This is a genomic window from Bradyrhizobium sp. 187 (assembly GCF_023101005.1).
Lineage (GTDB): Bacteria > Pseudomonadota > Alphaproteobacteria > Rhizobiales > Xanthobacteraceae > Bradyrhizobium > Bradyrhizobium canariense_D.
This window is the reverse complement of record NZ_CP064693.1, coordinates 1,553,470-1,577,154: the sequence shown is the minus strand read 5'-3', so window position 1 is coordinate 1,577,154 and position 23,685 is coordinate 1,553,470. Positions and strand designations below refer to the sequence as shown.

The following is a 23,685-nucleotide window of genomic DNA, read 5'->3' as shown; positions in this document are numbered from 1 at the left end:
CCTTGAAATTCCCTGCCCGCGGGCGCCTGTGTAGTTGAACGCCTCTCATGCGTGAGGGCAGTGCCCCCGGTCGGCCTATCGTTTCAGAAGCCGGAAGGACGGCCGCTCACCACTGAATGTCCGGTCACGACTAGCTCCGGTTGCTGCACCAGCAACGCAGCGACGCCGACCAGCAGCAGCATCGAGGCGACCATGATGGCAATCCACTTCCTGTCGTCCATGGAGACACCGATGCCCGCTGCGACACCTCGTTCCGAGCACAGCCGCGGCCCGCGCGGGAAAGACCTCGATCTCTCGCACCGGTCGAGCGCACCTTTAAAGTGTGCGGCCATCATCGATCGCCTCCGGAAGCGCGGGGGGGAGCCTAGGCCTCAAAAGGCTTCGGCCAGTGCGAACCAGCTCTCATATCGGCTGGATATCGACCGGCTCGGTAGTTTGCCCGCTCGCAGCCTTCCGGAGCGCGTCCGCTCCGGGCAGAGGTCGTCGACCTTGGCCCGCATCCTCGAGAGCAGCAGTTCGGCCGAAACGGTCGCGACGCCGGCCCACTGCAGCATGTGGATTTCGCGCTCCCGTGCGCGGATCTGCCCGCGCATGCGGGCGATCTCGTTCCGGACCCAGTGGAGTTTCATAAGGGACTGAGGTCGTCCGGAACGTCGCCGAACTTTCGGATCAGCCTGGCGTCATTGAAGTCGCCGCTTGACGGACCCCGGTCCGCGAGAACGCGATGGCGCCGGCCTGCCCAGGATGGCGGGAGAGCGCCTCAGCCCGGACGATCGCGGTGTTGGCGCTCAGGCGTTCCGCCGCCTCGCCGGCGGCCACGCCGTCGCCGGAGAAACGAATGGTAGAGCGACATAGTAGGTCACTTCAGACATCTGGCTCGTCCTTCGCCTCTGGAAGCCATCCCGGGCGTGGCCCGTTGATAACTTGGAGCAGAGCTCCTGCAAGCTGCATCGCTGAAACTCGTTCGCCACCAGCAAGGCTTTCGGGCTTCCCGGGCGTCGCCACCGCACGCCTCGATGGCCTGCTCACGGGCGGGGTCCAGGTCCCGGATCGGACTGCTTAGAGGTTGCGTTCATATGATTATGTTCTCAGTTTGTTCTCAAGAGTCAAGACCCCACTCTCCCGACTTACCCAAGGGCGAACGGCCTTCGGAGAATCTCGGCGAGGGCCGGCCGGCATGTCGGAACCGGCGGCGCCCGTTCGTCTTGAGTCCAAGTCCCGTACTTGGAGCGTTGCGTAACCATGGCCCCGCGAGCGAACTGGAAAGGCTTCCTGCGTCTGTCCCTCGTCACCTGTCCGGTCGCGCTGTACCCGGCGACGTCGGAAAGCGAGAAGATCTCCTTCAACCAGCTCAACCGGCAGTCCGGACACCGCATCAAGTATCTCAAGGTCGACGCCGATACCGGCGACGAGGTGCCGAACGAAGACATCGTCAAGGGTTACGAGCTCGAGAAGGGAGAGTACATCGAGGTGTCCAAGGAGGAGCTCGAGGAGATCGCGTTGGAATCCACGCGCACCATCGAGATCGACGAGTTCGTCGACAAGTCCGACATCGACCCGCGCTATCTGATCCGCCCATACTACATCCGCCCCGACGGTAAAGTCGGCCACGACGCCTTCGCGGTCATCCGCGAGACCATCCGCGAGATGAACAAGGTCGCTATCGGGCGGGTGGTGCTGACCAACCGCGAACACATCATCGCGCTCGAGCCGATGGACAAGGGCCTAGTCGGCACGCTGCTGCGATACCCGTACGAAGTTCGCAGCGAGCAGGAATACTTCGACGAGATCCAGGACGTCAAAGTGACCAAGGATATGCTGGACCTCGCCAGGCACATCGTGAACCAGAAGGCGGGCAGCTTCGAGCCGGAGAAGTTCGAGGACCACTATGAAAGCGCGCTGATCGAACTCATCAACCAGAAGCGGGCTGGCAAGCCGATCACGCCGAAGGACAAGCCGGCCGCGACCAACGTCGTCAATCTGATGGAGGCGCTGCGTCGGAGCGTCGGCCAAGAAGTGGCGCCGGCGAAAGTGGGCAAGGCGGCCAAGAAGCCGCGGAAGGCGGGGGCCGGACAGAAGGAAATGCTGATGCCGATCGCCGGCAAAAAACCGGCGAAGGAAGCAGCGGCAAAGAAGCCCGCGACCTCCAAGCAGCGGAAATCGGCCTGACCACAGGCTGTGGATATCGAGCCCACACCGGCATTTCTCCTGCAAGGACTCGTCGCTCGGGCGCGGATGGCTGAAAAAAGTGAACACTTCGCCCTTTGCTACGTTGGAGCGCGTGGCACGTTTGCTCGTCGCCCTGCGGGTGCCCTTTTCAAGAAGAGATGCGAGATGCACCTGAGCAACTCCCAAGACTCCGCAGAAAGACCGACAATTTTGCTGGTCGAGGATGAAGATCTCCTGCGCGAGATGCTGGAAGAGACCTTGATCGAGGCGGGTTACGGGGTCGTAAGCGCCGCTTCCGGCGAGGCGGCAACCAATCTGCTCAGCAGGCCCCCTTTGCCGCGGGCCCTCGTGGCCGACATCAATCTGGGCCGCGCCAGGATGGACGGATGGGAGCTCGCCCGTATCGCGCGGCAGAACGATCCAGGCTGCGTGATCCTCTACGTCTCCGGCGATAGCGCGCATCGCTGGGCCGCGAACGGCGTGCCGCGAAGCGTCCTCCTGGCCAAACCCTTCGCCCCCGCGCAATTGGTTGAGGAGATATCGAGCCTTCTCCTTCGGTGCGGGGCAGCCCCGCGATAGAAGATGGATGTGCCGGGCCCATTTGACCTAAGGTGCGCGCAAAACAACAATGTGCGTAATACGCAATGGGTGGGCCAAGTGTCAGTCGAATTCCGCAACAACGTGCAGGTCCGCGGTCGCGGTGAGCGGGCCATGATGTTCGCCCACGGGTTCGGGTGCGACCAAAACATGTGGCGCCTCGTAGCGCCTGCGTTCGAGCGCGATTTCAGCACGGTGCTGTTCGACCACGTCGGGGCCGGTCGTTCGGATCTGACCGCTTACGATCGCCAGAAGTATTCGACCCTGTCCGGCTATGCCGACGACGTGGTCGAGATCGGCCGCTCGCTGCGCCTGAAGGACGCCGTATTCGTTGGGCATTCTGTCAGCGCGATGATCGGAGTGCTTTCCGCGATCAAGGATCCGACACTCTTCGGGAGCCTGGTGCTGGTCGGGCCTTCGGCGCGCTACATCGACGATGGGGACTATGTCGGAGGCTTCAGCGCCCAGCAGATCGAAGAGCTGCTTTCTTTTCTGGAGGAGAACCACATGGGATGGTCGGCGCAGATGGCGCCTGCCATAATGGGCAACCCCGACCGTCCCGAACTTGGCGAGGAACTGACCAACAGCTTCTGCCGGACCGACCCCGCCATCGCCAAGGAGTTCGCCCGGGTCACGTTCCTGTCCGACAACCGCGCGGACCTGGCCAAGGTCAAGGCGCGCACGCTGATTCTCCAGTGCAGTGAAGACATCATCGCCGGGCAACAGGTGGGTGCGTACGTCCATCGCAACATACCGAACAGCAAAATGGTCGTGCTGAAGGCGACCGGCCATTGTCCCAACCTGAGCGCGCCCGACGAAGTCGTTGCCGCAATCCGAGAATTCGTCTGAGTGAACAACAATCATCCCGCCGACAGCGATTTCGAAGACCTCTACGAAAACGCACCCTGCGGCTACCTGTCCGTTCGTCCAGACGGTCGTATCGATCGGGCCAATCGGACCCTTGCGGGCTGGATGGGGTACCAGCCCGATGACCTTCCCGGGATGCGGCTTAGCGATCTGCTCAACATGGCGGGGCGCATATTCCTTGAGACCCATGTCGCACCGCTGCTGCGTATGCAGGGCTTCTTCGACGAGTTCGCGCTCGATCTCCTGACCAAAACCGGGACGCGGCTGCCGGCGATCGCCAACGCGCGTGAGCGGCGGACCGACGCTGGTGCGCTCCTGTTCACGCGCCTGACGATCATGCGGGCCACAGACAGGCGCCGCTATGAGCGAGGGCTGATCGACGCCCGCAAGGAAAGCGACGAGCTCAAGACCGCTCTAGAGGAGCGCCTGCGACAGGAGCGCGAAAATGCCGAACTGCGGGAGCAGTTCATCGCCGTCCTCGGCCATGACCTGCGCAATCCGCTCGCATCGATCGCGGCCGGCGCGCGGCTGATGCTGAAGGCCAAGACGCCGGAGGACGCGCTGCGGCTCGAGGCCATGATGCAGAGCAGCGTGGGCCGCATGGCCAAGATGATCGAAAGCGTCATGGATCTGGCTCGAGGTCGGCTTGGCGGAGGCATCTCGCTGTCGAAGGCCATCACCGCTATCGAGCCCGTTCTCGATCAGGTCGTAGCGGAACTGGCTGCAGCCCATCCGGATCGCAGCATTGAGAGCAATTTCGAGGTCGAGACCCCGGTGTTCTGCGATCCCGCCCGCGTCGCCCAGTTGTTCTCGAACCTGCTCGGCAATGCGATCAGCCACGGCGCGCCGGACGAGCCCGTGCGGGTCGAAGCGAGCGCCAAGACAGACATGTTCGAACTCTCGGTGGCCAACGCAGGCGCTGCCATTCCGGAGGAGGCCCGCAAACGCCTGTTTCAGCCGTTCTACCGGGGAAAGGCTCACGGGCCATCTCAAGGCCTGGGACTCGGGCTGTACATCGCTGCCGAGATTGCCAAGGCTCACGGCGGTTCGATCGACGTCGCCTCGTCCGAAGCGGAGACCAGGTTCACCTTCCGCATGCCCCTGCAAGGCGAAGGCGCACTACGTCCCTATGGTCTGGCACCATAAGAGCCCGGCCGCCCGACCAACGGAGGTGTCATGGTACGCTAAGCGCGGAACCAGCGCATCTGACGTTCGTTGCCTATGCGCCAACGGGGGCCATTCCAACCACCAACCCAGCATTAACGGCCGGCAATTGCGATCGACGGCGTTTCCGCTCGACCCGCCTTGGAGGCTCATGACCCAAATTACGGATAAATCGGAGCCGCAGATTGCGGCGTGGCAGTGGAGGCAGATCGTCAATGGGGCCACCGATACTGCCATCATTACGACTGATCTCCAGGGGCGAGTTGACGAGCTGGAATACCGGAGCTTCCAGGATCCTCGGATGGGAGCCGGCCGAGATGCGCAATCCCTGTCCCGCGTGTTCGCCGAACAGGACCAGGAAGCCCAACTTCGCCGTGAAATCGCGGACGCGATTGCGAAGGGCAAGGGCGGCGGCGAAGAAGGCTGGCGCCTTCGCAAGGATGGCTCACGTTTTTGGGCCGTCGGAGAGCTCAGCCCGATCCGGGACAAATCGGACGTCGTAGGATTCATCAAGATCCTGAGGGACCGCACGGCGCAACGCGACGCCGAAGAACCTATCAGAGAAGAGCGGCACGCGCTCGAAGTCCTCAACCGTGCCGGCTCGGCGCTCGCCGCGGAGACGGACCTCGAGCGCCTGGTTCAGATCGTTACGGATGCGGGCGTGGAGCTTACGGGAGCCGAATTCGGCGCCTTCTTCTACAACGTAATCGACAAGGCCGGCGAGAGGTACACGCTCTATACGCTCTCCGGTGCGCCGATCGAGGCATTCTCTAAATTCCCGATGCCGCGAAATACGGAGGTGTTCGCGCCTACCTTTCTGGGTCAGGGCATCGTTCGCCGGACGATATACGAAGGATCCGCGCTACGGGAAAAACTCGCCCCCAAGGGAATGCCGGAAGGTCACCTGCCGGTCCGAAGCTACCTCGCCGTCTCCGTCATATCCCGGACCGGGGAGGTGCTCGGCGGTCTCTTCTTTGGCCACGACAGGCGTGTTCGACGACCGCTCCGAGCGTGGGCTGTCCGGACTCGCCGCGGAGGCCGCGGTCGCCATCGATAACGTCCGCTGTCAATCGGCGTTCGACTGGGACCCCCTATCGGCATCCAAAAGGGACCCCTTTGATCGGCGTGCTCTGCTGGTAGCGCTCGGGTCGTCGGAGCTGGTCGGGGTTGCGGAGACGGCGCGAGCGCGGGTTGTTTGAACATCGTCGCGGCTTTTGAATCGCCAGCTGTCGTTGCCGGTTTCGACGATGTCGCAGTGATGGGTCAATCGGTCGAGTAGCGCGGTGGTCATTTTGGCATCGCCGAACACGCTCGGCCATTCGCCGAACGCAAGATTGGTGGTGACAATGATGGAGGTGCGCTCGTACAGCCGGCTGATGAGATGGAACAGGAGCTGACCGCCGGATTGCGCGAACGGCAGATAGCCCAGCTCGTCGAGAACGATGAAGTCCATGCGGGTCAGATGCTCGGCGAGCCGTCCCTGCCGACCGTTGCGGGTCTCGGTCTCGAGCCGGTTGACGAGGTCGACGACGTTGTAGAAGCGTCCTCTGGCGCCATCGCGGATGCAACTTCTGGCGATGGCAATGGCGAGGTGTGTTTTGCCTGTACCGGTGCCGCCAACCAGCACGACGTTGCGTTGTTGGGCGATGAAGCCGCCGCCAGCGAGATCATTGACGAGAGTTTGATTGATCGGCGTGCCGTCGAACTGGAAGTCGGCGATGTCCTTGGCGAGCGGCAGCTTGGCAATGGTGAGCTGGTATTTGATCGACCTGGCTTGCTTCTCGTTGATCTCGGCGTTGAGCAGGTCTCCGACAATGCGCTGAGGTTCGTGCTGGCGCTTGACGGCAGTTGCCATGATCTCGTCGAAGGCGGCCTTCATGCCGTAGAGCTTGAGTTCGCCCATAAGATCGAAGATTTGGGTTCGTTCCATCAGATGGTCCTCCGGAGGTTGTCGTAGCGAGCACAATCGGCGATCGGTGCATGACGGAGCGTCAGTGCGGCCGGCGTCATGATGTTTGCCGGTGGGGCGGGTTCACGTTGACGGGCCAGGATATTGAGAACGACATCGGCGGAATGGACGCTGTGACTGAGCGCTTCGGCACAGGCCGCTTCCACCGCAGACAGACCGTCAGTCAGCACCGCGTTGAGGATGTCGACCATCTGCCGATTGCCATCGTCGGTGCTGGCCAACTTGCGCCGGATCCGCTCGATCGCGGCCGGCAGCACCCAGTCTTTGAAGGGAGCACCGTTGCGCAAGGCGCCGGGTTTGCGGGCGAGCACCGGCACATAATGCCAGGGGTCGTAGACGGTATCGCCGCGGCCAAAGGATCGCGGGTGCTCGGCAACGATACGTCCATCCTGACGGATCACGATGCGATCGGCATAGGCCTGGACCTCGACCGGTCGTCCGACTGCGCTGGCTGCGACCGAGTACTTGTTGTTGTCGAAGCGCACCAGGCAGGTCTTCGAGACCGATGCCGTCACCGCATGGAAGCCGTCGAAGCGGCCGGCATAGGGAACGAGTTTGGGGCGTTCGGCTTCGAACACGTCCCAGATCGTCTGATCGGCCAGCTCCGGATGGCGATGAGCCTTGGCGTAGGCGATGCACTTGTCGAGCAGCCAGGCGTTTAACTCGTCGAGGTTTTTGAACCGCAGCCGCGGCGTGAAGAAGCGTTCCCGGACCAGCCCGACCTGGTTCTCGACCTGCCCCTTCTCCCAGCCCGACGCTGGCGTACAGGCGACCGGATCGACCAGATAGTGGCTGCACATCTGCAGGAAGCGGCGATTGTAGAGACGGCCTTTACCGACGAAGATCGTCTCTACGGCGGTCTTCATGTTGTCGTAGATGCCGCGGGTGCAGGTGCCTTTGAACAGGGCGAACGCCCGGTCGTGGGCGTCGAACACCATCTCCTGCGTCTCCCTCGGATAGGCCCGCACGAACAGCATGCGGCTGTGACAGAGCCGGACATGAGCAGCCTTCACCATCACCGTGGTGCCGCTCAGCAGGACGACCTCGTGGCTCCAGTCGAACTGGTACGCTTCGCCTGGTGCAAAGCTCAGCGGGACATAAGCGGCTGCGGTCGATTGCCCGCGTTCCTTGCTCCACCGCCGTGCGTATCGACGAACCGCATCATAGCCGCCGGCATAACCCAGGCCGCGAAGCTCTTCGAATAGCCGGATCAGCGTCAGCCGTTCCCGTACTGCCTTGCTCTCATTCCCTGCCAGCAACCGGTCAAGCTCGGCACTCCAGGCACCGATCTTCGGGAGCGGCTGCGTCTCGCGCTCATACCGGAACTCCGTCGCTTGAGAACGAATGACCTTGCGAACCACCTTCCGCGATACGCCAAGTTCTCGGCAGATCGCCTTGATCGGACGACCATCAACAAAGTAGGCGCGACGGATCTTACCAATCGTCTCCACCACCAGCATCCCAACCTCGGCTTCCATGACTCGATGGAAGCCACTGTGGACCCTTATCCCGGGGTCCCGATTGGATGCCGATCACCCCGAAAACGGGGTCCTTATTCCATGCCGAAACACACCGCGAGCGCAAGGTGTGCTTGTTCGCCCATGACCCTTGGAGGTCGAAATGGCGGTTTACGAACGTCTTGAAAACATCGCGCGCTATCGAAAGCTCATCGCCGAAAGCGATCTTAATCCAGCTCGCATTGAACAGCGGCATGCCATGTTGCTGAAATTGCTTGCCGCGGAGCTGGCGAGGGACAAGCCCCCGCCGACGTGTTCGAAGGGCTATTGACCTACTTAGCATCACCTCGCTCTACGGACTTCGCAGCAGCGATCATCGCAAGCTCAACCTGATCTGCAAGGGTGGTAAGGTGCTGGGCGAGCCTTTCGAACAGGTCTCGCTTCGCTGGGTCCGTGGCGAGGTCGCCGATCAGTCGGCATTCAGCAGCATCCGTGCGGAGCTTTTCCAACTGCCTTCGGTAGTCCAGCATGGCTACGCCCCCGTAACCTCACACGGTCCATGTTAAACCGTTGGCGTAGGGAAAAAAAAGACAAATGACCATCCCAACCCATCAGTTTCGGGCTTGGGGATGGCCTGATTGGGGATTGGGCGTAGTAGTACCACGTATGGCTGAGGTTGCTATTGTGGCGAGCATAAGCCGCATAGGTTGTGTGATGCCCAAGATTATTGAACCCAAGGTGCCAGCGGTCGAATGCGCTGTTTGCGGCCAGCAAATGAAGCACCTGGCTAACCTGAAATCCACTGCGGGATTCGAGGCTTCACGAGTGTACCGCTGCTATAGCTGCGATCACGTTTTGCAGCGAGAATGGTGAGGCCGCCACTTTGACGCTGCCTCTAAACGCTCCCTTCGCGAAAGCGACGAGGCCAGGCGGCGCATCATCGAAGAGTATGCCGCGCACCTCCGCGAATTGATCAGGAAGCTCCGCCAGAAGCTGCAGTCCTGAAGGCCGGGGAACAGTCCGACGGCGTCATAAGGCCGCAACGGCCGAACTTTGCAAGCGAGCCCGCATTGTCAGAAAGGGCACCCCCCAAATTTCTTTCTAAGTTGTGCTTCGGCCAAGTTTTTAAGATCGGCTTTTCTCGGATTCTATTGAAGGGTCATCATGCGTGTCCCGCCCATCCAAAGTTCGTCTATTGCGGCATTGTCAAAACTGCACGAGCAGCAATTAGAACGGCTGCGCATCGATCCAGAGATCAAAAAGCAATAGGACGAAATCCGTCTACTGAGGGAGAGACTAAGATTAGCCCTCAGCCTGAAGAAGCTCCGCCCCCCTCTCAACAGACGAATAATCTCGCAATCCGTCACTGGCAAACCCGCCTGATGCATCGATGCGCTCTCCCGAGGGGAGTGAACTTCATCCATCCTTGCACGATGAGGCTTGAGCGGGGGCTCATTTGGCGATGCCCGCTTGTGGCCCGTAGCCGAAGAGCGCCAGAGCCGCCGTGACGTCGGCTATCCCTGGTAAACCCGACGCCGAGCCGACCGTGGAGCGGCGGCTTGTGACCCACAGCGGACTCCAACGCGTTGCTCTGGCCCTGAGGGAGTGGACCGGCTTGAGCAAGTGTGTTCACAATGGAACATAACCCTCCATCGTGAGTTGCTTCCCGGGCGCAGCAGGTGCGCAGGGGATAGCCATGCGAGGGGCGGCAATTATAGTCCTCGTCGTCGAAGACGAACAGCTTATCCGCGACATGGTGGCAGACGCATTGTCGGATGGCGGTTTTGAAGCCGAGGTCGCCGTCAGTGGAGAGGATGCAGTCAATCTTCTGCAGGGTGAGCAAACCAAGTATCGCGCGATCATCACCGATATAAATTTGTTCGGTACGCTCGATGGCTGGCAAGTCGGCCACCGCGCGAGGGAGCTAAATCCGGACATCCCAGTCATCTACATGACGGGCGCGGCGGCCGATCAATGGTCCGCCCACGGCGCCCCCAACAGCATTTTGTTGAACAAGCCATTTGCACCTGCGCAAATCGTGACCGCGGTATCTCAACTTCTGAACACCGGAGCGCCGCCAGCGTAGTGTAGCCCTCCTGAGCGAGGGGACGTCAGCAACCCAGCAGAGTATCGACTTATGCTTATTCTCATTGGCACTCCTGAACAGCGTTTGCGCCTAATCGAAAACATCCGGCGCCGCATGGGTGAAGAGATCGACGGAGTTGCCTTGATCATTTGCGAAGGCAAGTCCGCCGAGCGCTCCCTGCGACGATTGCAAACGCTTACAAAGCTGCTCACGTCGATTGAAGTAGCTACAGCTCCGACTCGGCTTCTATCCTGGCGGTCGGTTGGCCGCGGATCCGCTTAAGGATACTCGCGTCGACCGCTGGGGATGCCCGCATCGTTGTGGACCTTCGCACCGAGAGGGCCGGAATAGGAACGTGTCGCCCTTCCCGGTATTGATGAATAACCACCGTCCCGCCCTAGGCCTTACCGGTGACTGAGAGACGCAACTGCGCTCCCGCCCAGCCGGAGCCAGATATGCACCGATATTTTTTTGACATGTACGATGGTCATGAAGTCGTTCCCGACGAGGAGGGAGTCGAATTTGCCTCCCTGGACGCCGTGCAAGACGAAGCCGCCCACGCTCTTGCCGATCTGGCACGAGATGAAGTTCAAGCCGCCCGAACAGGTCCTTGTGATTTAGCCGTCGCAGTTCGCGACGGTGACGGCCCGGTGTTGCTTGCTAAGTTCTCTTTCGTGATCCAGCGCCTGCATTAGCCTGAATAAGCTGCACGATCGGGCGTGCAGGCACAACATCACTCCTTCCGATAGCCACTTTGCCAGCGGCCTGGCGCAACTATGCGGGATGGTCGGCTCGCCGATCGACGACATCATACCGCTTGTGGTCCATGGCCGCCTTAATGCCGTGCTGCTGAATGATGTCGCCTGATTGTTCCCACGTGGAGGCAGGTAATGGTCTTTTTCCGACCTTAGTGATTTTGGGCGTGGCTTGTTTAGCGACAATGAACCGCGGGAAGCGAAGCCATCACCCAAGCCGTCCCGCGAGGACGAAGCCCGGCACGCGAAAAGTTCATACCTGCAAAATGCGCGGAATACCTTATGCTAAGCCGCTTCTACCACCTTTGTCGATGACGCGATGGTCATCATCGCGCACAACAGCTGGTTCGACAGAGGGTTCGTCGAGCGGTATCGAACGCGAGATGTCCCGTCAATGGCGACCGTTCAGCTTGGGACAGTCTTGGCTCTCGAAATAGCCGCGAAGTTGTTTCTAGGAGATCAAGTCCTGTGTCCTCTGGAAGCAACCGGCGGATAGGCAGCATGTGTGTCGGCGTCCAATTGCTCTATAGCCCGGTGCCAGTATTCTTCCGCTCGCCCCTCTTGGCGGCCCTCGAGTACCCAAAGCTGGTAGGCCCGCTCTCGGATGCGCCGTTCTTGATCGTCGTGAGTGTTGGAATCGGACATGTCTTCAACCTTGGATGTTGCGGAGGTCGCTGCCATTTCAAACTTGCCGTTGGGCCGTTCGGCGAACCGTCACTGGAGACGATAGTGGATCGCATATCGGGCACACCTAAAAGAATGCACCACGCTGCTCGGGTGTCCCAGTGACTGCGTTAAACTCTGTCCGCGGAACTCTCCTCAAGCGTCAGTCCGTATTGGCTCTCCTTTACTCATCAATCACCATCTCGACCAGCTTCGCTATTTTGGCTCGAGTCAGATCACCGGAATTGGAAATGTAGGGCTCGACATCAGGGGCAAAAACGAAAGGGATACCCTTCTTGGTTCCGCTGTCGCCGATGCGAGTCACAACGATGTTGCCGAATGCAGTTGAGATGCTGGTCGGAGCACCATTGCCCACAGTGAAAGAAACCCCGACCGGACGGTGATCGTTGCGTTCAATCTGTGGAGCAAAGGAGAATTGCTCTTCACCTAAATGATGCTTCAGCTCTTCCAGAAAAGGTATGACCTCCCGCTCCATCGCCTGCTTGCAGTGCTCGATATCGGCGGTTCTCTTGTCCTTGTTTTCTGCGGCGATAATCGTCTGCCTCTCTTTTTCGGCGACCGCTGCGGATATTTTCTGTCGGAATTTTTCGGCCAGCTGCTCGGCGTTCATTCTTGTTCCATTCGAGCTCGGCCCACCCGATTATGTATTTCATAGCACTACGGCTTATCAGCGGCATCAGCTGATCTGAAACGCGATCGATAAGAGCAAGTAGCGAGTTCGCTCCGGGAGAGGCCGCTGCGTGGATAAGCAAGCCGCACGAACGAGGCGCTCGTGCCCCATTTGTTTATCGGCAAATGGAAACCTTCGAGAAGGCAAAAGCGCTGTCCGTTGGCGCAGCTTCGCTAGTTCTGGCTTCCTTGCAGGCGGCGGTTACGCCGGGAACCAAGACCCGCCGACAGCGTTGTTGAATGTCCTCCTCCGGCAGTTGGTACGGTGCTTTTCTAAGTACCGTGTATGGCCATCGCCTTTGCGAAGACGCTACTCAGAACTGGCGCCTTAATGACCTCCGAACCGAGGCTGGTCTCGTCTACGGCCGCCGATGCTGTCCCCGATCAACAAGATGAGCTTCCATACCGCCGCCGCCAACAGGCTCTTCTCAGGGATTTCGGTACGGCTACACTACAAACCCGAGACTTCCGGCAAATTCTCCAGCACGCGGTCGAACTCAGTGCCCGCGGTTTGGGATGTTCATACGCCAAGGTTCTCGAATATCTCCCGGACGAACAGCATTTAATAGTACGTGCCGGCATCGGTTGGCAGGCGGGTACCGTCGATCATGTCACGCTAGGCGCCGATATCGAATCGCCCGCCGGCTTTGCTTATCAGACGGGGCAATCGGTGATCTCCAATCATTTGGAGAAGGAGACCCGCTTCCGAACCCCGAAACTTCTCGCCGATCATGGCATCAAGCGCGCGATCAACGTGCTTATCAGGCGGGGCGGAGCGGGCCACACGGCTTTCGGTGTTCTCGAGGCTGACAGTCACTATCCCGGACAATTCGACGACGCGGATGCGGATTTTCTAGCGGGCTTTGCAGGTCTGCTCGGAATCGCCATCGAACGCCAGCACGCCGATGCCAAGCTTCAGGAAGCCCTCGATCACGAGGCCTTGCTGACGCGAGAGATGAGCCACCGAGTCAAGAACAGCCTCACCTCCGTCGTTGGCTTGCTGCGTGTGCAAGCACGTGGATCGGAGTCCGTTGATGTTAAGAACGCGCTGGAAAATGCCGCCATGCGCGTCGCATCAATCGCGGAAGTTCATGATCATCTCTGGCGAGGCAGCAAGATTGGATTTGTCAATCTCTCTGACTTCGTCAGTCACCTTTGCCAAAACCTCCAAAGTTCGGCACCGGAGCACCGGCTTCAATCGCGATCTGACCCCATTATCATATCCGCGGACAAGGCCATCCCTCTGGGCTTGCTGGTCAACGAGCTCGTCACAAACGCGATTAAATATGCCTATGTGGATGGGCCGGGTGTCATCATGGTAGACGCCCGAGAAATCGACGGGCATCTGCGCGTCGAAATTTCCGATGAGGGCACTGGGCTACCCGAGGGATTTGACATCAATCAGCCCCGGAAGAGCCTCGGATTTCGTGTCATCAACGGCTTGGTCAGGCAGTTGATGGGCGAGTTTACAATCTCAAAAAACATACCAAGGGGGGCGCTGTTTACTATCAGATTTCCTCTCGACCATCCTGCACGACCGCTCGATGCGAGCTGAAAACCTCGCTCCCGGGTGGGTCCGCGTCGATTCTTGAGAGTTCCTCTCGCATGCCCATGGTCACTGCACCCATCCAAGTCCTTGTTGTCGAAGACGAAGCCTTCATTCGCATGGATGTGGTCGACATGCTCCGAGCCGCCGGCTTCAATATTCTGGAGGCAGCCAACGCGGACGAGGCTATTCTGCTGCTCGAACGCCACTCCAACGTCCGCCTTATATTCACCGACATCGATATGCCCGGTTCAATGAACGGCTTGAAACTTGCAGCCGCCGTCAGAAACTGCTGGCCGCCGATCAGGATCATTGCAACTTCAGGGCATTTCAAAATACGAGCCGGTGACCTTCCGGCCGACGCAAGGTTTATCCCCAAACCTTACAATCCGGTGCAAATTATCGACGCTATCCATGAGCTGACGAGCACTGTGTGATGATCAATTCGAACGGCCGAAAGGTAGGCTGCAATGAAGACCCTAAGAACCCTTTTCATGGCTGCGCCAATAGTTTCCGGCTGTGTCACCCAGGCGGTGGCTGATTGCCAGATTGCCGACGCAGGGCTTGAAGAGGCGATTCAGCAAAATCCTCGACTTCGAGGCCCGGCCAACAGTCAGTCCGTGCGCGACCTCCGAAGTTTGAGGGATGCCGCTTTCACGCTCCGTTCCTAAGGACGTCACGAAGACTGTGAGCGTCTGCTCGCCAACATTCGCGAACTTATTGCCGGACCGCCAATGGGGTCCCTGGGAGACAATGATGAAGAGGCGGCCGACAAGCAAATGGCTGATAGCGAACCCAAAGCCAGGCGCGGGGCATCGTCAGGGAGCAGGGACAAGAAAGGCGCCAAGCCGTTGATGAAAATCGACGAACTGACGCCCGGCTTGAGGACCGACGAGATGATTGGGGCCGAAGTTCGTAGCTCCGACGACAAGATCGTTGGCGAGGTGCGAAACATCGTGTTCGGCACTAAAGATGGAACGGACTACGCCATTGTCGCGTCGGGCGGTTTTTTCACCACGGGCAAGGACAGCATCGTGGTGCCGATCCGATCTCTCAAGGTGACGCAGGATCGATCGAGCTTCTTTCTTCCTATTGCAAAAGAAGTCATGAAAACGGTGCCTGTGATGCCTGATCAAGACTACAAGTGGCTCTCTGACAAGACCTGGCGCGTCCACAACGATGCATTTTTTGCAAAGCCCTAGGTGCTGATCACTTAGTAGATGGGCCTCCCCAAGCGCCGCGTCTCTCAGCGCTCAAGCCGCTCTGACTATTCCTGCAGGAGGGCTCGAAGATAGACCTTCGTCTCGTCGCGACGATGAAGGCGGCCATTATGCTCTTGGAATGGCCTGGCTCGAGGCCCATGCAGCGCTCCGAGAAGAATCGCGCTCGGTACGGAGAGCCATGCCTGCCCGCTGCTCTGCTGCAGAAGTTGGGACAGGTCGGTCGTGAATTCACTTCAAGTAGGTTCTGACGACGTGGATCAGGTCGGCTGCGCCCTTGGCCTTTTCGGGATCCTTCTCTCGATCCGAATCCACGACGTGATGGCGAATGTGGTCTTCAAGCAGTTCCGTGGTCAAACCGCCGACGGCGCCCCGGACCGACGCCACCAGCATCAGGACGTCCGTACAGCCGAGTTCGGCCCGCAGCGCACGCTCAGGCCCCGCTGAATGACGGGGCGGCAAGCCTGCACCGGTCAGCCTAGAGTTGTCAGGTCGCCGGTTCCGACAGTTGCAGGGGGCTGCGGCTCGCCGATCTGGACCGGCCAGGAGCGCCTTGGAGTGAAAATGCGGTACCCTGGGCCATCCAGGGCATCGAATCCTCACTGGCGAGGCCAAAACGACCGGCTCAGCTATGTCGCTGCGGATCCCGGGTGGCGAACATGTGAAGCGGGCCGACTTCCAAAGCGGCCCGGGCCATGGGATGCTCAGGATATGAATCTGCGACGACTGCTCAGAGTTGCGTTCGCGGTCTTGGTGACCGTCGGCTTGGCGTTGGCGCCCTTGGCGGCGCCGGCCGCCGCTGCGCAACTTCATGCGGACGGCATGAGCGACATGTCGGTGTCGGCCGACATGCCCTGTTGCCCCGACGAGCAGAAGAGCAAGGACTGCCAGGACTGCCCGCTAGTTGCGATGTGCGTTTTGAAGACGGCCCAGGTGGGGCCCGCTGAGGCCGCCGCCCTCCCGCTGCGGCACGCGATCCGGACCGCGCACTTCGTCGCGGACGACGTGGTCGGCGACGGTTTGGTCCGTCCACCTCCCGACCAACCCCCTCGAACCCTGGCCTGAACGGCGCTTGACGCCGGTCGCGTCCGTGCGCCTCGCGCGCGCGGATGACGCGCGCCGCCTCGGCGGCGAATTAGGACATCGAGGATACAACATGAATACGTCTACCTTCGCGCGCGCCGTCCAGGCCGCGTTGATCGCTGCGGCCATCGGCGGCACAAGCACGGCCGTATTGGCCGACATCAAGGACTACAAGTTCGAGCTCGTCGACCAGTCGGTCCAGGCCGGGCCCGACAAGGTCGTCACGGTCCGGCTCGTGAACACCAAAACCGGCAAACCGGTGCCGGATGCGGTGATCTTCGCCAGCCGTTTGGACATGGCTCCGGACGGCATGCAGGAGATGGCGACCAAGGTCACCCCCATGCCGGGGACGGAGCCGGGCACGTATCGCTTCAAGGCGACCTTCGGCATGGCGGGGCGATGGCAGCTTTCGCTCGGAGCCAAGGTCCAAGGCGAGACCGGCACCGTCGAGAACAAGCTCGTCATCACGGCGCAGAAGTGACCCGCCCCATCGCAGTAAGCCTGGCAGCCGCGTTGATCGCGGCGGCGGGCATCGCATTCGTCGTCGCCGGCCCGCAGTGGCCGACGGCGCGAACCGCCGCCGTGATCGGTCCCGCTGCGGCCGAGGAGAGCGGCGCCCCGATCTACTACCAGGATCCGGACGGCAAGCCGTCGTACTCGCTGGTGCCGAGAAAGACCCCGGATGGCCGGGATTTCCGCGCGGTGCCCGCAGGCGCCGACATCAGCTTCGACGATGACCAGGCGGAAACCCCGCCGCCGGCGACAACGGCGGCCGGCGCCTCCGGAGAGCGCAAGATCAAATACTACCGCAATCCCATGGGCCTGCCGGACACATCGCCGACGCCGAAGAAGGATTCGATGGGGATGGACTACATCCCCGTCTATGAGGGCGACGACAGCGACGACGGATCGATCAAACTCTCGCCCGGCAAGATCCAGCGGACCGGCGTCAAGTCGGAGCCCGCAGCGATGCGCGCGATCCGGACCCTCGTCAGGGCGCCGGGCACGATCGCGCTCGACGAGCGGCGGATCTCCGTCGTCGCCATGCGGGCGGAAAGCTTCATCCTGAAGGTGGCCGACGTCACGACCGGATCTCACGTGATCAAGGGGCAGCCGCTGATGGAGGTCTACAGCCCATCCGTCTCCTCTGCTGCCGCCGAGTACCTCACCACCATCACCTCGAAGACGACCAGCGGCGACGTTCAGTATGGGCGTGGATCGCGCCAGCGCCTGATGAACCTGGACGTGCCCGATGCTGCGATCTCGGCGATCGAGAAGAGCCGGACCGTGCCGACGTCGATCGGATGGACTTCGCCGCGCGACGGCATCGTGCTGGAGCGCAACGCCATCGAGGGAATGCGCGTCGAGCCTGGCGGCGTCCTGTTCCGGATCGCTGACCACTCCTTTGTTTGGGCCCTGATCGATATCGCCGAACGCGACCTCGGCACGATCGCCAAGGGCCAGCCGGTCACGGTGAAGGCGCGGAGCTTTCCGGGACGGGAGTTCGCGGGGAAAGTCGAGGTGATTTATCCCGAGATTAACAAGGAGACCCGGACCGCACGCGTCAGGATCGAACTGCAGAATCCGGACCTGATTCTGCTGCACGACATGTACGTCGATGCCGACATCGACACGGGAAGCGGCGAGGCGGTTCTCACGGTGCCCGAGAGTGCCGTGATGGACGCCGGCGCCCGGCAGGCTGTTTTCGTCGACAAGGGGCAGGGTCGACTGGAGCCGCGCGAGGTCAAGCTCGGCAATCGTGGCGGCGGGTTCGTGGAGGTCCGGCAAGGCCTCGCGGCGGGCGAGGCCGTGGTGGTCTCGGCGAATTTTCTGATCGATGCCGAAAGCAATCTGAAGGCCGCCCTGAAGGGCTTTGCCGAGGGGGCGCAGCAATGATCGCGCGTCTCATCGCCTGGTCCGCCCGCAACCTGCTGCTGGTCCTGTTCGGGACCGCCTTCGCCGCCGCGGCGGGGCTGTACGCGCTTCTGCATCTGCCGCTCGATGCCATCCCGGATCTCTCGGACACCCAGGTCATCGTCTACACGGAGTACCCGGGACAAGCCCCGCAGGTGATCGAGGACCAGGTCACCTATCCGTTGACGACGGCGATGCTGACTGTGCCGAAATCGAAGGTCGTGCGCGGCTTCTCTTTCTTCGGCGTCTCCTTCGTCTACGTCATCTTCGAGGACGGCACCGACATCTACTGGGCGCGCTCGCGCGTGCTGGAATTCCTCAACGGCGCCAGCGCGCGCCTGCCTGCCGGCGTGAGCCCCACGATCGGCCCCGACGCAACCGGCGTCGGCTGGGTCTACCAGTACGCGATCATATCGAAGGAACTGAACCTCGCCGATACCCGCACCATCCAGGACTGGAATCTGAAGTTCGCACTGGCGAAGGCCGAGGGTGTCGCCGAGGTTGCGAGCGTCGGCGGCTTCGTCAAGCAGTACAACGTGATCCTCGATCCGCAACGCATGCGCGACCGCGGCATCACCATGCAGAAGATGCGCGATGCCATCCGCGCCAGCAACGCCGACGTCGGGGGGCGGACCGTCGAACTGTCCGAGTTCGAGTACGTCATCCGCGGCAAGGGCTACATCAAGTCGATCAATGACGTCGGCGACATCGTGCTGAAGACGAACAACGGGACGCCGGTGCTGCTGCGCGACGTCGCGCGTGTCGAACTGGGCCCCGACGAGCGGCGCGGCATCACGGAGCTGAACGGCGAGGGCGAGGTCGCCAGCGGCATCGTGCTACAGCGCTTCGGCCTCAATGCACTGGAGGTGATTGAGAACGTCAAGAAGCGCTTCCGGGAGATCGCCTCAAGTCTTCCGAAGTCGGTCGAGATCGTGCCGGTCTACGATCGCTCCAACCTGATCTACGCGGCCATCGACACGCTCAAGCACACGCTGTTCGAGGAAAGCGTCGTGGTCGCGCTGGTCTGCATCGTGTTCCTGCTGCACGTGCGTAGCGCCCTTGTCGCGATCCTGATGCTGCCCATCGGGGTCTTGATGGCGTTCGGCGCCATGAAGCTGCTCGGGCTCGGCTCCAACATCATGAGCCTCGGCGGGATCGCGATCGCGATCGGCGCCATGGTCGATGCGGCCATCGTCATGATCGAGAACGCCCACAAGCACCTCGAACGCGCCGAGCCGGGAAAGCCCAGGATCGACGTCCTGATCGCCGCCGCCTCGGAGGTGGGGCCTGCACTTTTCTTCAGCCTGCTGATCATCACGGTGTCCTTCATGCCGATCTTCACGCTGGAATCGCAGGAGGGGCGGCTGTTCAGCCCGCTGGCGTTCACGAAGACGTTCTCGATGGCGGCCGCCGCGCTCCTGTCGGTGACGTTGGTGCCGGCTCTGATGGTGATCTTCGTGCGCGGGCGGATCGTTCCGGAGCACAGGAATCCGATCAACCGCGTCCTGATCTGGATCTACCGCCCGGTGATCAAGGGCGTCATGCGCGCCAAGACGCTGGTGGTCGTGCTCGCGCTCGCCATTCTGGCCGTGAGCATCTGGCCGGCGCGGCAACTCGGTACCGAGTTCATGCCGAACCTGAACGAAGGCACGCTGCTCTACATGCCGACAACGCTGCCGGGCATCTCGGTCACGAAGGCCGGCGAACTGATGCAGATCCAAAACCGGATCATCCGCTCGTTTCCGGAAGTGGCCTTGGTCTACGGCAAGGCGGGGCGCGCCGCGACGGCGACCGATCCGGCGCCGTCCGAGATGTTTGAGACGGTGGTCAACCTCAAGCCCAAGGAGGAGTGGCGGCCCGGCATGACCATCGACGGACTGATCGCCGAAATGGACAAGGCACTGCAGTTTCCCGGGGTCTCCAACGCCTGGACCATGCCGATCAAGGCCCGCATCGACATGCTGTCCACGGGTATACGAACGCCGATCGGCGTCAAGGTGATCGGGACCGACCTGGTCGAGATCGACAAGCTCGCCAAGCAGATCGAGCAGGTCCTCAAGGCCGTGCCGGGCACCTCATCGGCCTATGCCGAGCGTGGCATCGGCGGCTACTATCTGGAAGTCACCCCCAACCGTGCCGCGCTGGCGCGCTACGGCATCATGGTCCAGGACGTTCAGGACACGATTGCGACTGCGCTCGGCGGCCAGACCGTGACCACGACCGTGGAAGGGCGGCAGCGCTTCACCGTCAACATGCGCTATCCGCGCGATCTGCGCGACAATCCGCAGGCCATCGCCAACGATGTGCTGGTGCCGATGCCCGCGGGCGGCGCGGTACCGCTCGGCGAGGTTGCCAAGGTCGCGCCGGCGCGCGGGCCGACCTCGATCCGGACCGAGAATGGCCAGCTCGCGACCTACATCTACGTCGACATCCGCGATCGCGACCTCGGGGGCTACGTCGCGGACGCCAAAGCCTCTGTGCAGGCCAGCATCAAGTTTCCGCCGGGCTACTACGTGATGTGGAGTGGTCAATACGAATACCTGGAGCGGGCCACCGCGCGGCTGAAGATCGTCGTGCCCGTGACGCTGCTGATCATCTTCCTGCTGCTGTACCTGAACTTCCGTTCGATCGCGGAGACGATGATCGTGATGCTCTCGCTGCCGTTCGCGCTGGTCGGGGGGCTCTGGCTGATGTGGTGGTTGAGCTTCAACCTTTCGGTGGCGGTCGCCGTTGGCTTCATTGCGCTCGCCGGCGTCGCGGCCGAGACCGGCGTCGTGATGCTCATCTACCTCAACCAGGCCTTCGCGGAGACCGCGGCGAGGCGTGCCGCCGAGGGGCGACCCCTGACCCGCGGCGATCTCTACGATGCCATCATGGAGGGCGCCGTGGAGCGTGTCCGGCCCAAGATGATGACAGTGGTCGCGATCATGGCGGGGCTGCTGCCGATCATGTGGAGCACCGGGACCGGCTCCGAAATCATGCAGCGCATCGCGGTGCCGATGATCGGGGGGATGATTTCTTCCACGCTGCTGACGCTGATCGTGATCCCGGCGATCTTCGGACTGGTGAAGGGCTTCGGATTACCGCACGACCACGGCCGCACTCCGCCGCGGATCCGCGAGCAGATCGAACGTGTTCAACATGTCCCTGAGCCCGCCGAATGAGGTGACAAACGCCAATTTCGGGCGCCGGCATGAGGCGCGCCCAGTGCTTCTGGAAGATTGCTATCCCGACCGGGGCGAGGTGTATTTCCACTCGCGGATACCTCTGAATGGCAGGAGGGCTGCATGGGTAACTGGCTCGTTGTTCCCAAAGGGACAAGCTTGGCGAGGCGGACCCGGGCGCGCCGTGCTGCGCAGTACGTTCGAATGTCGAGGGAGCTCCAGCGCTACTCGATCGCGAACCAGATGGCGGCCATCGCCGCCTATGCCGAGACGAACGCGCTCACGATTGTGCGCACCTATCGCGACGAAGGCCGCAGCGGGCTCCGGATAAAGGGGCGTCCTGGTCTCATCGAACTGATCGAAGATGTTCAGTCCGGCCGAGCCGACTTCGACCACATTCTCGTTTACGACGTCAGTCGCTGGGGCCGGTTCCAGGATGTCGACGAGAGTGCCTACTACGAGTTCCTGTGCAAGCGGAGCGGCGTTCAGGTCGAATACTGTGCGGAGATATTCAAGAACGACGGCACCTTTGTTTCCGGGATCAAAAAGCCTGAAGCGCGGGATGGCCGCCGAGTGGAGCCGGGAGCTCTCCGTCAAGGTGCACGCCGGACACTGCCGGGTCGCGAGTCTTGGGTACCGCGTTGGCGCTCCCGTCGGCTACGGCCTCCGACGCTTGATGGTCGACGAAGGCGAGCATCCGAAGGCTCTTCTGTTAAAGGGGCAATTCAAGGCTCTGCAGTCGGATCGCGTTCGGCTGCAGCACGGCTCGGCCGAAGAGGCCGCCGTCATCCGGGAAATCTTCGATCAGTTCGTCAACTGCCGAAAATCCTACAGCGAGATCAGTCGCCAACTGAATGACGCCGGCATCGCCAATCACAACGGTCGGCCCTGGACCGACGGCATGATACCCACCATTCTCAGGAACGAGAACTACGTCGGCAAGACCGTCTACAATCGCACCTCAAGACGCTTGGGGCAGAAGCTGGTCAAGAATCCGGATAACGCTTGGGTCCGGCGCGCTGCGGCGATCGAGCCTATCGCGGACCAAGGCATCTTCGCTCGCGCCCAGAAGCTGCGGGCCGAGCGCCGCGTGGAGATTCCGGAAGAAGAGTTGCTGTTGCGCCTTCGTCTCACGCTCCGCCGGCGCGGTAAGCTCAACTTGCACATCATCAATACGACGCTGGGTCTCAATTACGTCTCCTCGTAAGTGAAGCACTTCGGTTCGCTGCGGAAGGCCTATGCGCTGATCGGATATGTGTCCCCGCGCGACTGCGACTGGATCGATACCCGGGATTTTTTGGGCCGCCGAACAACCGAGGCATGCCACCGAACTCGCGGAGGCCCTGCGAACGGAATTTGACGTCAAGGCTGATGTTGTTCCGGACGGCATAGGGCTTGCTGTCGGAGGCGCGCGCGTGGTTTCGTTTCTCCTCGCGCGACGACTGGCGCATCGTGGAAAGGACCACGCTGCGCAATGGAAAGCCTACCGAAGGCAGATCTCATCGGGCCTGCTTGCCGTGATGCGGTTGGATGCGGCGAATCGGGAGATCGAGGACTACGTGTTGTTGCCTGCCCCGTTGAGATCAGGACGCTACGTGTGGCTCTCATCTGATTCCCTTCGTCGACGTCGGGGCGCGCTTTACCAGGAAAAGGAGGCATTGTTCGGTGCCATCAAGACAATGCTGGCAAAAACCAACCGTGCCGCCCCAACCAGCTCAGCAAAGTCGAAAGAGCGATCGAAATCAGGCCGGCCCAAAGCCAAGGGCTTCGACGGGCGGCGCTCACGGTGCGGAGATACAAAACCGCTCCGATGAGCGTGCCGTAGTTCCTTCGGAAGTCACCATTCAGTTTCGCAAACTTGGACAATTCCGAGGATGTATCGACGTCATTTGCCATCGGGCTGGCTCCTTCGTCTTGCTAGGACCAGCGCCTTATGAACCACTGTTTTGCCCGACGGCGCAAGCGATATTTCGCGTTATCAGAAATCACATGCTCGTACTGGAACTTGGCCGTCGGCTTTAGCGCTTACCCCGCATTGCACGGTAAAGGCGGCCTTCCATCCTGGCAGCGCCCACGCTTTCGGTGCTTCATTGGATCACCTAGCTGCCCGATCTTTATTCGCCGGCAGGTGCGAGACGTGGAGGAACCCGTGCAGACTTGGCAGGTTTGAGTGCGATGACAAAGCTCGGCATAGGCTCTCCGCATTCTTCCCTGACGCGCCGTGGTGCGCTTGGACTGTCGGCAGCAACGTTATTGGCTATGAACGCATCGCGTGCCGGATTGGCTCAGGCAGCACCTGTAGACACCGGGATGACGCAAGGGGACAAGTTAACCTTCCCGT

At 61.2% G+C, this 23,685-nt stretch carries 22 protein-coding genes and 6 pseudogenes; 17 read left to right on the top strand and 11 right to left on the bottom strand.

The annotated features are described in order from the left end of the window. Nucleotides 1-83: 83 nt before the first annotated feature. From IVB19_RS07620 to IVB19_RS07610, 3 genes and pseudogenes are all read right to left on the bottom strand, one after another. A complete protein-coding gene (locus IVB19_RS07620) occupies nt 84-221 on the bottom strand; it encodes a hypothetical protein (RefSeq protein WP_247821208.1) in 138 nt (45 codons plus the stop codon). A gap of 150 nt (nt 222-371) precedes the next feature. Further along, on the bottom strand, nt 372-593 hold the full coding sequence (locus IVB19_RS07615; protein ID WP_247821207.1) for a hypothetical protein: 222 nt from the start codon (nt 591-593) through the stop codon (nt 372-374). A gap of 32 nt (nt 594-625) precedes the next feature. After that, nucleotides 626-872: pseudogene (locus IVB19_RS07610) on the bottom strand (hypothetical protein). Nucleotides 873-1,242: 370 nt separating this feature from the next. Here IVB19_RS07610 and ku point away from each other — a divergent pair. The 5 genes from ku to IVB19_RS07585 all read left to right on the top strand — a co-directional run bounded on the left by ku (nt 1,243) and on the right by IVB19_RS07585 (nt 5,854). Beyond that, nucleotides 1,243-2,169, top strand: coding sequence for a non-homologous end joining protein Ku (ku, locus tag IVB19_RS07605; RefSeq protein ID WP_247821206.1), 927 nt, complete (start codon nt 1,243-1,245; stop codon nt 2,167-2,169). 210 nt (nt 2,170-2,379) lie between these two features. Then, nucleotides 2,380-2,748, top strand: coding sequence for a response regulator (locus IVB19_RS07600; protein ID WP_247821205.1), 369 nt, complete (start codon nt 2,380-2,382; stop codon nt 2,746-2,748). A 78-nt stretch (nt 2,749-2,826) separates the two neighbouring features. Next, nucleotides 2,827-3,615, top strand: coding sequence for an alpha/beta fold hydrolase (locus IVB19_RS07595; protein WP_276017732.1), 789 nt, complete (start codon nt 2,827-2,829; stop codon nt 3,613-3,615). After that, the gene (locus tag IVB19_RS07590; protein ID WP_247821203.1) at nt 3,616-4,779 is read left to right on the top strand and encodes a PAS domain-containing sensor histidine kinase; all 1,164 of its coding nucleotides are present in this window, start codon (nt 3,616-3,618) and stop codon (nt 4,777-4,779) included. A 169-nt stretch (nt 4,780-4,948) separates the two neighbouring features. Continuing rightward, nucleotides 4,949-5,854, top strand: a complete 906-nt coding sequence (locus IVB19_RS07585; RefSeq protein ID WP_247821202.1) for a GAF domain-containing protein — start codon at nt 4,949-4,951, stop codon at nt 5,852-5,854. 9 nt (nt 5,855-5,863) lie between these two features. On the opposite strand, the gene istB is transcribed toward IVB19_RS07585, so the two are convergent. Further along, entirely contained in the window at nt 5,864-6,727 is an 864-nt protein-coding gene (gene istB / locus IVB19_RS07580) for an IS21-like element helper ATPase IstB (RefSeq protein WP_166107168.1), read from the bottom strand. 8 nt (nt 6,728-6,735) lie between these two features. Next, nucleotides 6,736-8,226 (bottom strand): annotated as a pseudogene (istA, locus tag IVB19_RS07575) (IS21 family transposase); the annotation flags it as partial. Nucleotides 8,227-8,386: 160 nt separating this feature from the next. Here istA and IVB19_RS07570 point away from each other — a divergent pair. Continuing rightward, nucleotides 8,387-8,554 carry a hypothetical protein gene (locus IVB19_RS07570; protein ID WP_247821201.1) on the top strand — a complete coding sequence of 56 codons (168 nt, stop codon included), beginning with the start codon at nt 8,387-8,389 and terminating at the stop codon, nt 8,552-8,554. 1 nt (nt 8,555) lies between these two features. Here the strand turns inward: IVB19_RS07570 and IVB19_RS07565 are convergent, their stop codons facing one another. After that, a complete protein-coding gene (locus IVB19_RS07565; RefSeq protein ID WP_247821200.1) occupies nt 8,556-8,753 on the bottom strand; it encodes a hypothetical protein in 198 nt (65 codons plus the stop codon). 1,166 nt (nt 8,754-9,919) lie between these two features. On the opposite strand from IVB19_RS07565, the gene IVB19_RS07560 reads away from it, so the two are divergent. Further along, on the top strand, nt 9,920-10,309 hold the full coding sequence (locus IVB19_RS07560; protein ID WP_247821199.1) for a response regulator: 390 nt from the start codon (nt 9,920-9,922) through the stop codon (nt 10,307-10,309). Between the two features lie 455 nt (nt 10,310-10,764). Next, complete coding sequence (locus IVB19_RS07555) at nt 10,765-11,004, top strand: DUF6894 family protein (protein ID WP_247821198.1); 240 nt, start codon at nt 10,765-10,767, stop codon at nt 11,002-11,004. Nucleotides 11,005-11,523: 519 nt separating this feature from the next. Here the strand turns inward: IVB19_RS07555 and IVB19_RS40645 are convergent. Both IVB19_RS40645 and IVB19_RS07550 read right to left on the bottom strand, forming a co-directional pair. Then, on the bottom strand, nt 11,524-11,709 hold the full coding sequence (locus IVB19_RS40645; protein WP_524536743.1) for a DUF2934 domain-containing protein: 186 nt from the start codon (nt 11,707-11,709) through the stop codon (nt 11,524-11,526). A 202-nt stretch (nt 11,710-11,911) separates the two neighbouring features. Further along, a complete protein-coding gene (locus IVB19_RS07550) occupies nt 11,912-12,358 on the bottom strand; it encodes a hypothetical protein (RefSeq protein ID WP_247821197.1) in 447 nt (148 codons plus the stop codon). A gap of 390 nt (nt 12,359-12,748) precedes the next feature. Between IVB19_RS07550 and IVB19_RS07545 the strand changes: the two genes are divergently transcribed. From IVB19_RS07545 to IVB19_RS07535, 3 genes and pseudogenes are all read left to right on the top strand, one after another. Beyond that, entirely contained in the window at nt 12,749-13,972 is a 1,224-nt protein-coding gene (locus IVB19_RS07545) for a sensor histidine kinase (protein WP_247821669.1), read from the top strand. A 56-nt stretch (nt 13,973-14,028) separates the two neighbouring features. Continuing rightward, the gene (locus tag IVB19_RS07540) at nt 14,029-14,400 is read left to right on the top strand and encodes a response regulator (RefSeq protein ID WP_247821668.1); all 372 of its coding nucleotides are present in this window, start codon (nt 14,029-14,031) and stop codon (nt 14,398-14,400) included. A gap of 33 nt (nt 14,401-14,433) precedes the next feature. Then, nucleotides 14,434-15,165: pseudogene (locus IVB19_RS07535) on the top strand (PRC-barrel domain-containing protein). A gap of 100 nt (nt 15,166-15,265) precedes the next feature. Here the strand turns inward: IVB19_RS07535 and IVB19_RS07530 are convergent. After that, nucleotides 15,266-15,401: pseudogene (locus IVB19_RS07530) on the bottom strand (nickel/cobalt efflux protein RcnA); the annotation flags it as partial. Nucleotides 15,402-15,414: 13 nt separating this feature from the next. Continuing rightward, nucleotides 15,415-15,618, bottom strand: a pseudogene (locus IVB19_RS07525) (metal-sensing transcriptional repressor); the annotation flags it as partial. 276 nt (nt 15,619-15,894) lie between these two features. On the opposite strand from IVB19_RS07525, the gene IVB19_RS07520 reads away from it, so the two are divergent. The 6 genes and pseudogenes from IVB19_RS07520 (at nt 15,895) to IVB19_RS07500 (ending at nt 22,551) form a co-directional block, all read left to right on the top strand. After that, complete coding sequence (locus IVB19_RS07520; RefSeq protein WP_247821196.1) at nt 15,895-16,248, top strand: hypothetical protein; 354 nt, start codon at nt 15,895-15,897, stop codon at nt 16,246-16,248. Nucleotides 16,249-16,339: 91 nt separating this feature from the next. Beyond that, nucleotides 16,340-16,747 (top strand): FixH family protein, encoded by a 408-nt coding sequence (locus IVB19_RS07515; protein ID WP_247821195.1) that lies wholly within the window; start codon nt 16,340-16,342, stop codon nt 16,745-16,747. Further along, complete coding sequence (locus IVB19_RS07510) at nt 16,744-18,162, top strand: efflux RND transporter periplasmic adaptor subunit (protein WP_247821194.1); 1,419 nt, start codon at nt 16,744-16,746, stop codon at nt 18,160-18,162. Before IVB19_RS07515 ends, IVB19_RS07510 begins: the two co-directional genes overlap by 4 nt. Then, the gene (locus IVB19_RS07505) at nt 18,159-21,344 is read left to right on the top strand and encodes an efflux RND transporter permease subunit (protein ID WP_247821193.1); all 3,186 of its coding nucleotides are present in this window, start codon (nt 18,159-18,161) and stop codon (nt 21,342-21,344) included. Before IVB19_RS07510 ends, IVB19_RS07505 begins: the two co-directional genes overlap by 4 nt. A 123-nt stretch (nt 21,345-21,467) precedes the next feature. Beyond that, a pseudogene (locus tag IVB19_RS40640) lies at nt 21,468-21,839 on the top strand (recombinase family protein); the annotation flags it as partial. Between the two features lie 67 nt (nt 21,840-21,906). Next, nucleotides 21,907-22,551, top strand: a complete 645-nt coding sequence (locus IVB19_RS07500) for a recombinase family protein (protein WP_247821192.1) — start codon at nt 21,907-21,909, stop codon at nt 22,549-22,551. A 464-nt stretch (nt 22,552-23,015) separates the two neighbouring features. Here IVB19_RS07500 and IVB19_RS07495 read toward each other — a convergent pair whose 3' ends face one another. Beyond that, entirely contained in the window at nt 23,016-23,240 is a 225-nt protein-coding gene (locus IVB19_RS07495) for a hypothetical protein (RefSeq protein ID WP_247821191.1), read from the bottom strand. Between the last annotated feature and the right edge of the window lie 445 nt (nt 23,241-23,685).

Coding starts and splice junctions, on each gene's coding strand:
- IVB19_RS07560 (WP_247821199.1), top strand. CDS start 9,920: ATGCGAGGGGCGGCAATTATAGTCCTCGTCGTCGAAGACGAACAGCTT.
- IVB19_RS07520 (WP_247821196.1), top strand. CDS start 15,895: ATGAATCTGCGACGACTGCTCAGAGTTGCGTTCGCGGTCTTGGTGACC.
- IVB19_RS07565 (WP_247821200.1), bottom strand. CDS start 8,753: ATGCTGGACTACCGAAGGCAGTTGGAAAAGCTCCGCACGGATGCTGCT.
- IVB19_RS07615 (WP_247821207.1), bottom strand. CDS start 593: ATGCGCGGGCAGATCCGCGCACGGGAGCGCGAAATCCACATGCTGCAG.
- IVB19_RS40645 (WP_524536743.1), bottom strand. CDS start 11,709: ATGTCCGATTCCAACACTCACGACGATCAAGAACGGCGCATCCGAGAG.
- IVB19_RS07550 (WP_247821197.1), bottom strand. CDS start 12,358: ATGAACGCCGAGCAGCTGGCCGAAAAATTCCGACAGAAAATATCCGCA.
- ku (WP_247821206.1), top strand. CDS start 1,243: ATGGCCCCGCGAGCGAACTGGAAAGGCTTCCTGCGTCTGTCCCTCGTC.
- IVB19_RS07515 (WP_247821195.1), top strand. CDS start 16,340: ATGAATACGTCTACCTTCGCGCGCGCCGTCCAGGCCGCGTTGATCGCT.
- IVB19_RS07570 (WP_247821201.1), top strand. CDS start 8,387: ATGGCGGTTTACGAACGTCTTGAAAACATCGCGCGCTATCGAAAGCTC.
- IVB19_RS07585 (WP_247821202.1), top strand. CDS start 4,949: ATGACCCAAATTACGGATAAATCGGAGCCGCAGATTGCGGCGTGGCAG.
- IVB19_RS07495 (WP_247821191.1), bottom strand. CDS start 23,240: ATGGCAAATGACGTCGATACATCCTCGGAATTGTCCAAGTTTGCGAAA.
- IVB19_RS07540 (WP_247821668.1), top strand. CDS start 14,029: ATGGTCACTGCACCCATCCAAGTCCTTGTTGTCGAAGACGAAGCCTTC.
- IVB19_RS07545 (WP_247821669.1), top strand. CDS start 12,749: ATGACCTCCGAACCGAGGCTGGTCTCGTCTACGGCCGCCGATGCTGTC.
- IVB19_RS07505 (WP_247821193.1), top strand. CDS start 18,159: ATGATCGCGCGTCTCATCGCCTGGTCCGCCCGCAACCTGCTGCTGGTC.
- IVB19_RS07620 (WP_247821208.1), bottom strand. CDS start 221: ATGGACGACAGGAAGTGGATTGCCATCATGGTCGCCTCGATGCTGCTG.
- istB (WP_166107168.1), bottom strand. CDS start 6,727: ATGGAACGAACCCAAATCTTCGATCTTATGGGCGAACTCAAGCTCTAC.
- IVB19_RS07555 (WP_247821198.1), top strand. CDS start 10,765: ATGCACCGATATTTTTTTGACATGTACGATGGTCATGAAGTCGTTCCC.
- IVB19_RS07500 (WP_247821192.1), top strand. CDS start 21,907: ATGGCCGCCGAGTGGAGCCGGGAGCTCTCCGTCAAGGTGCACGCCGGA.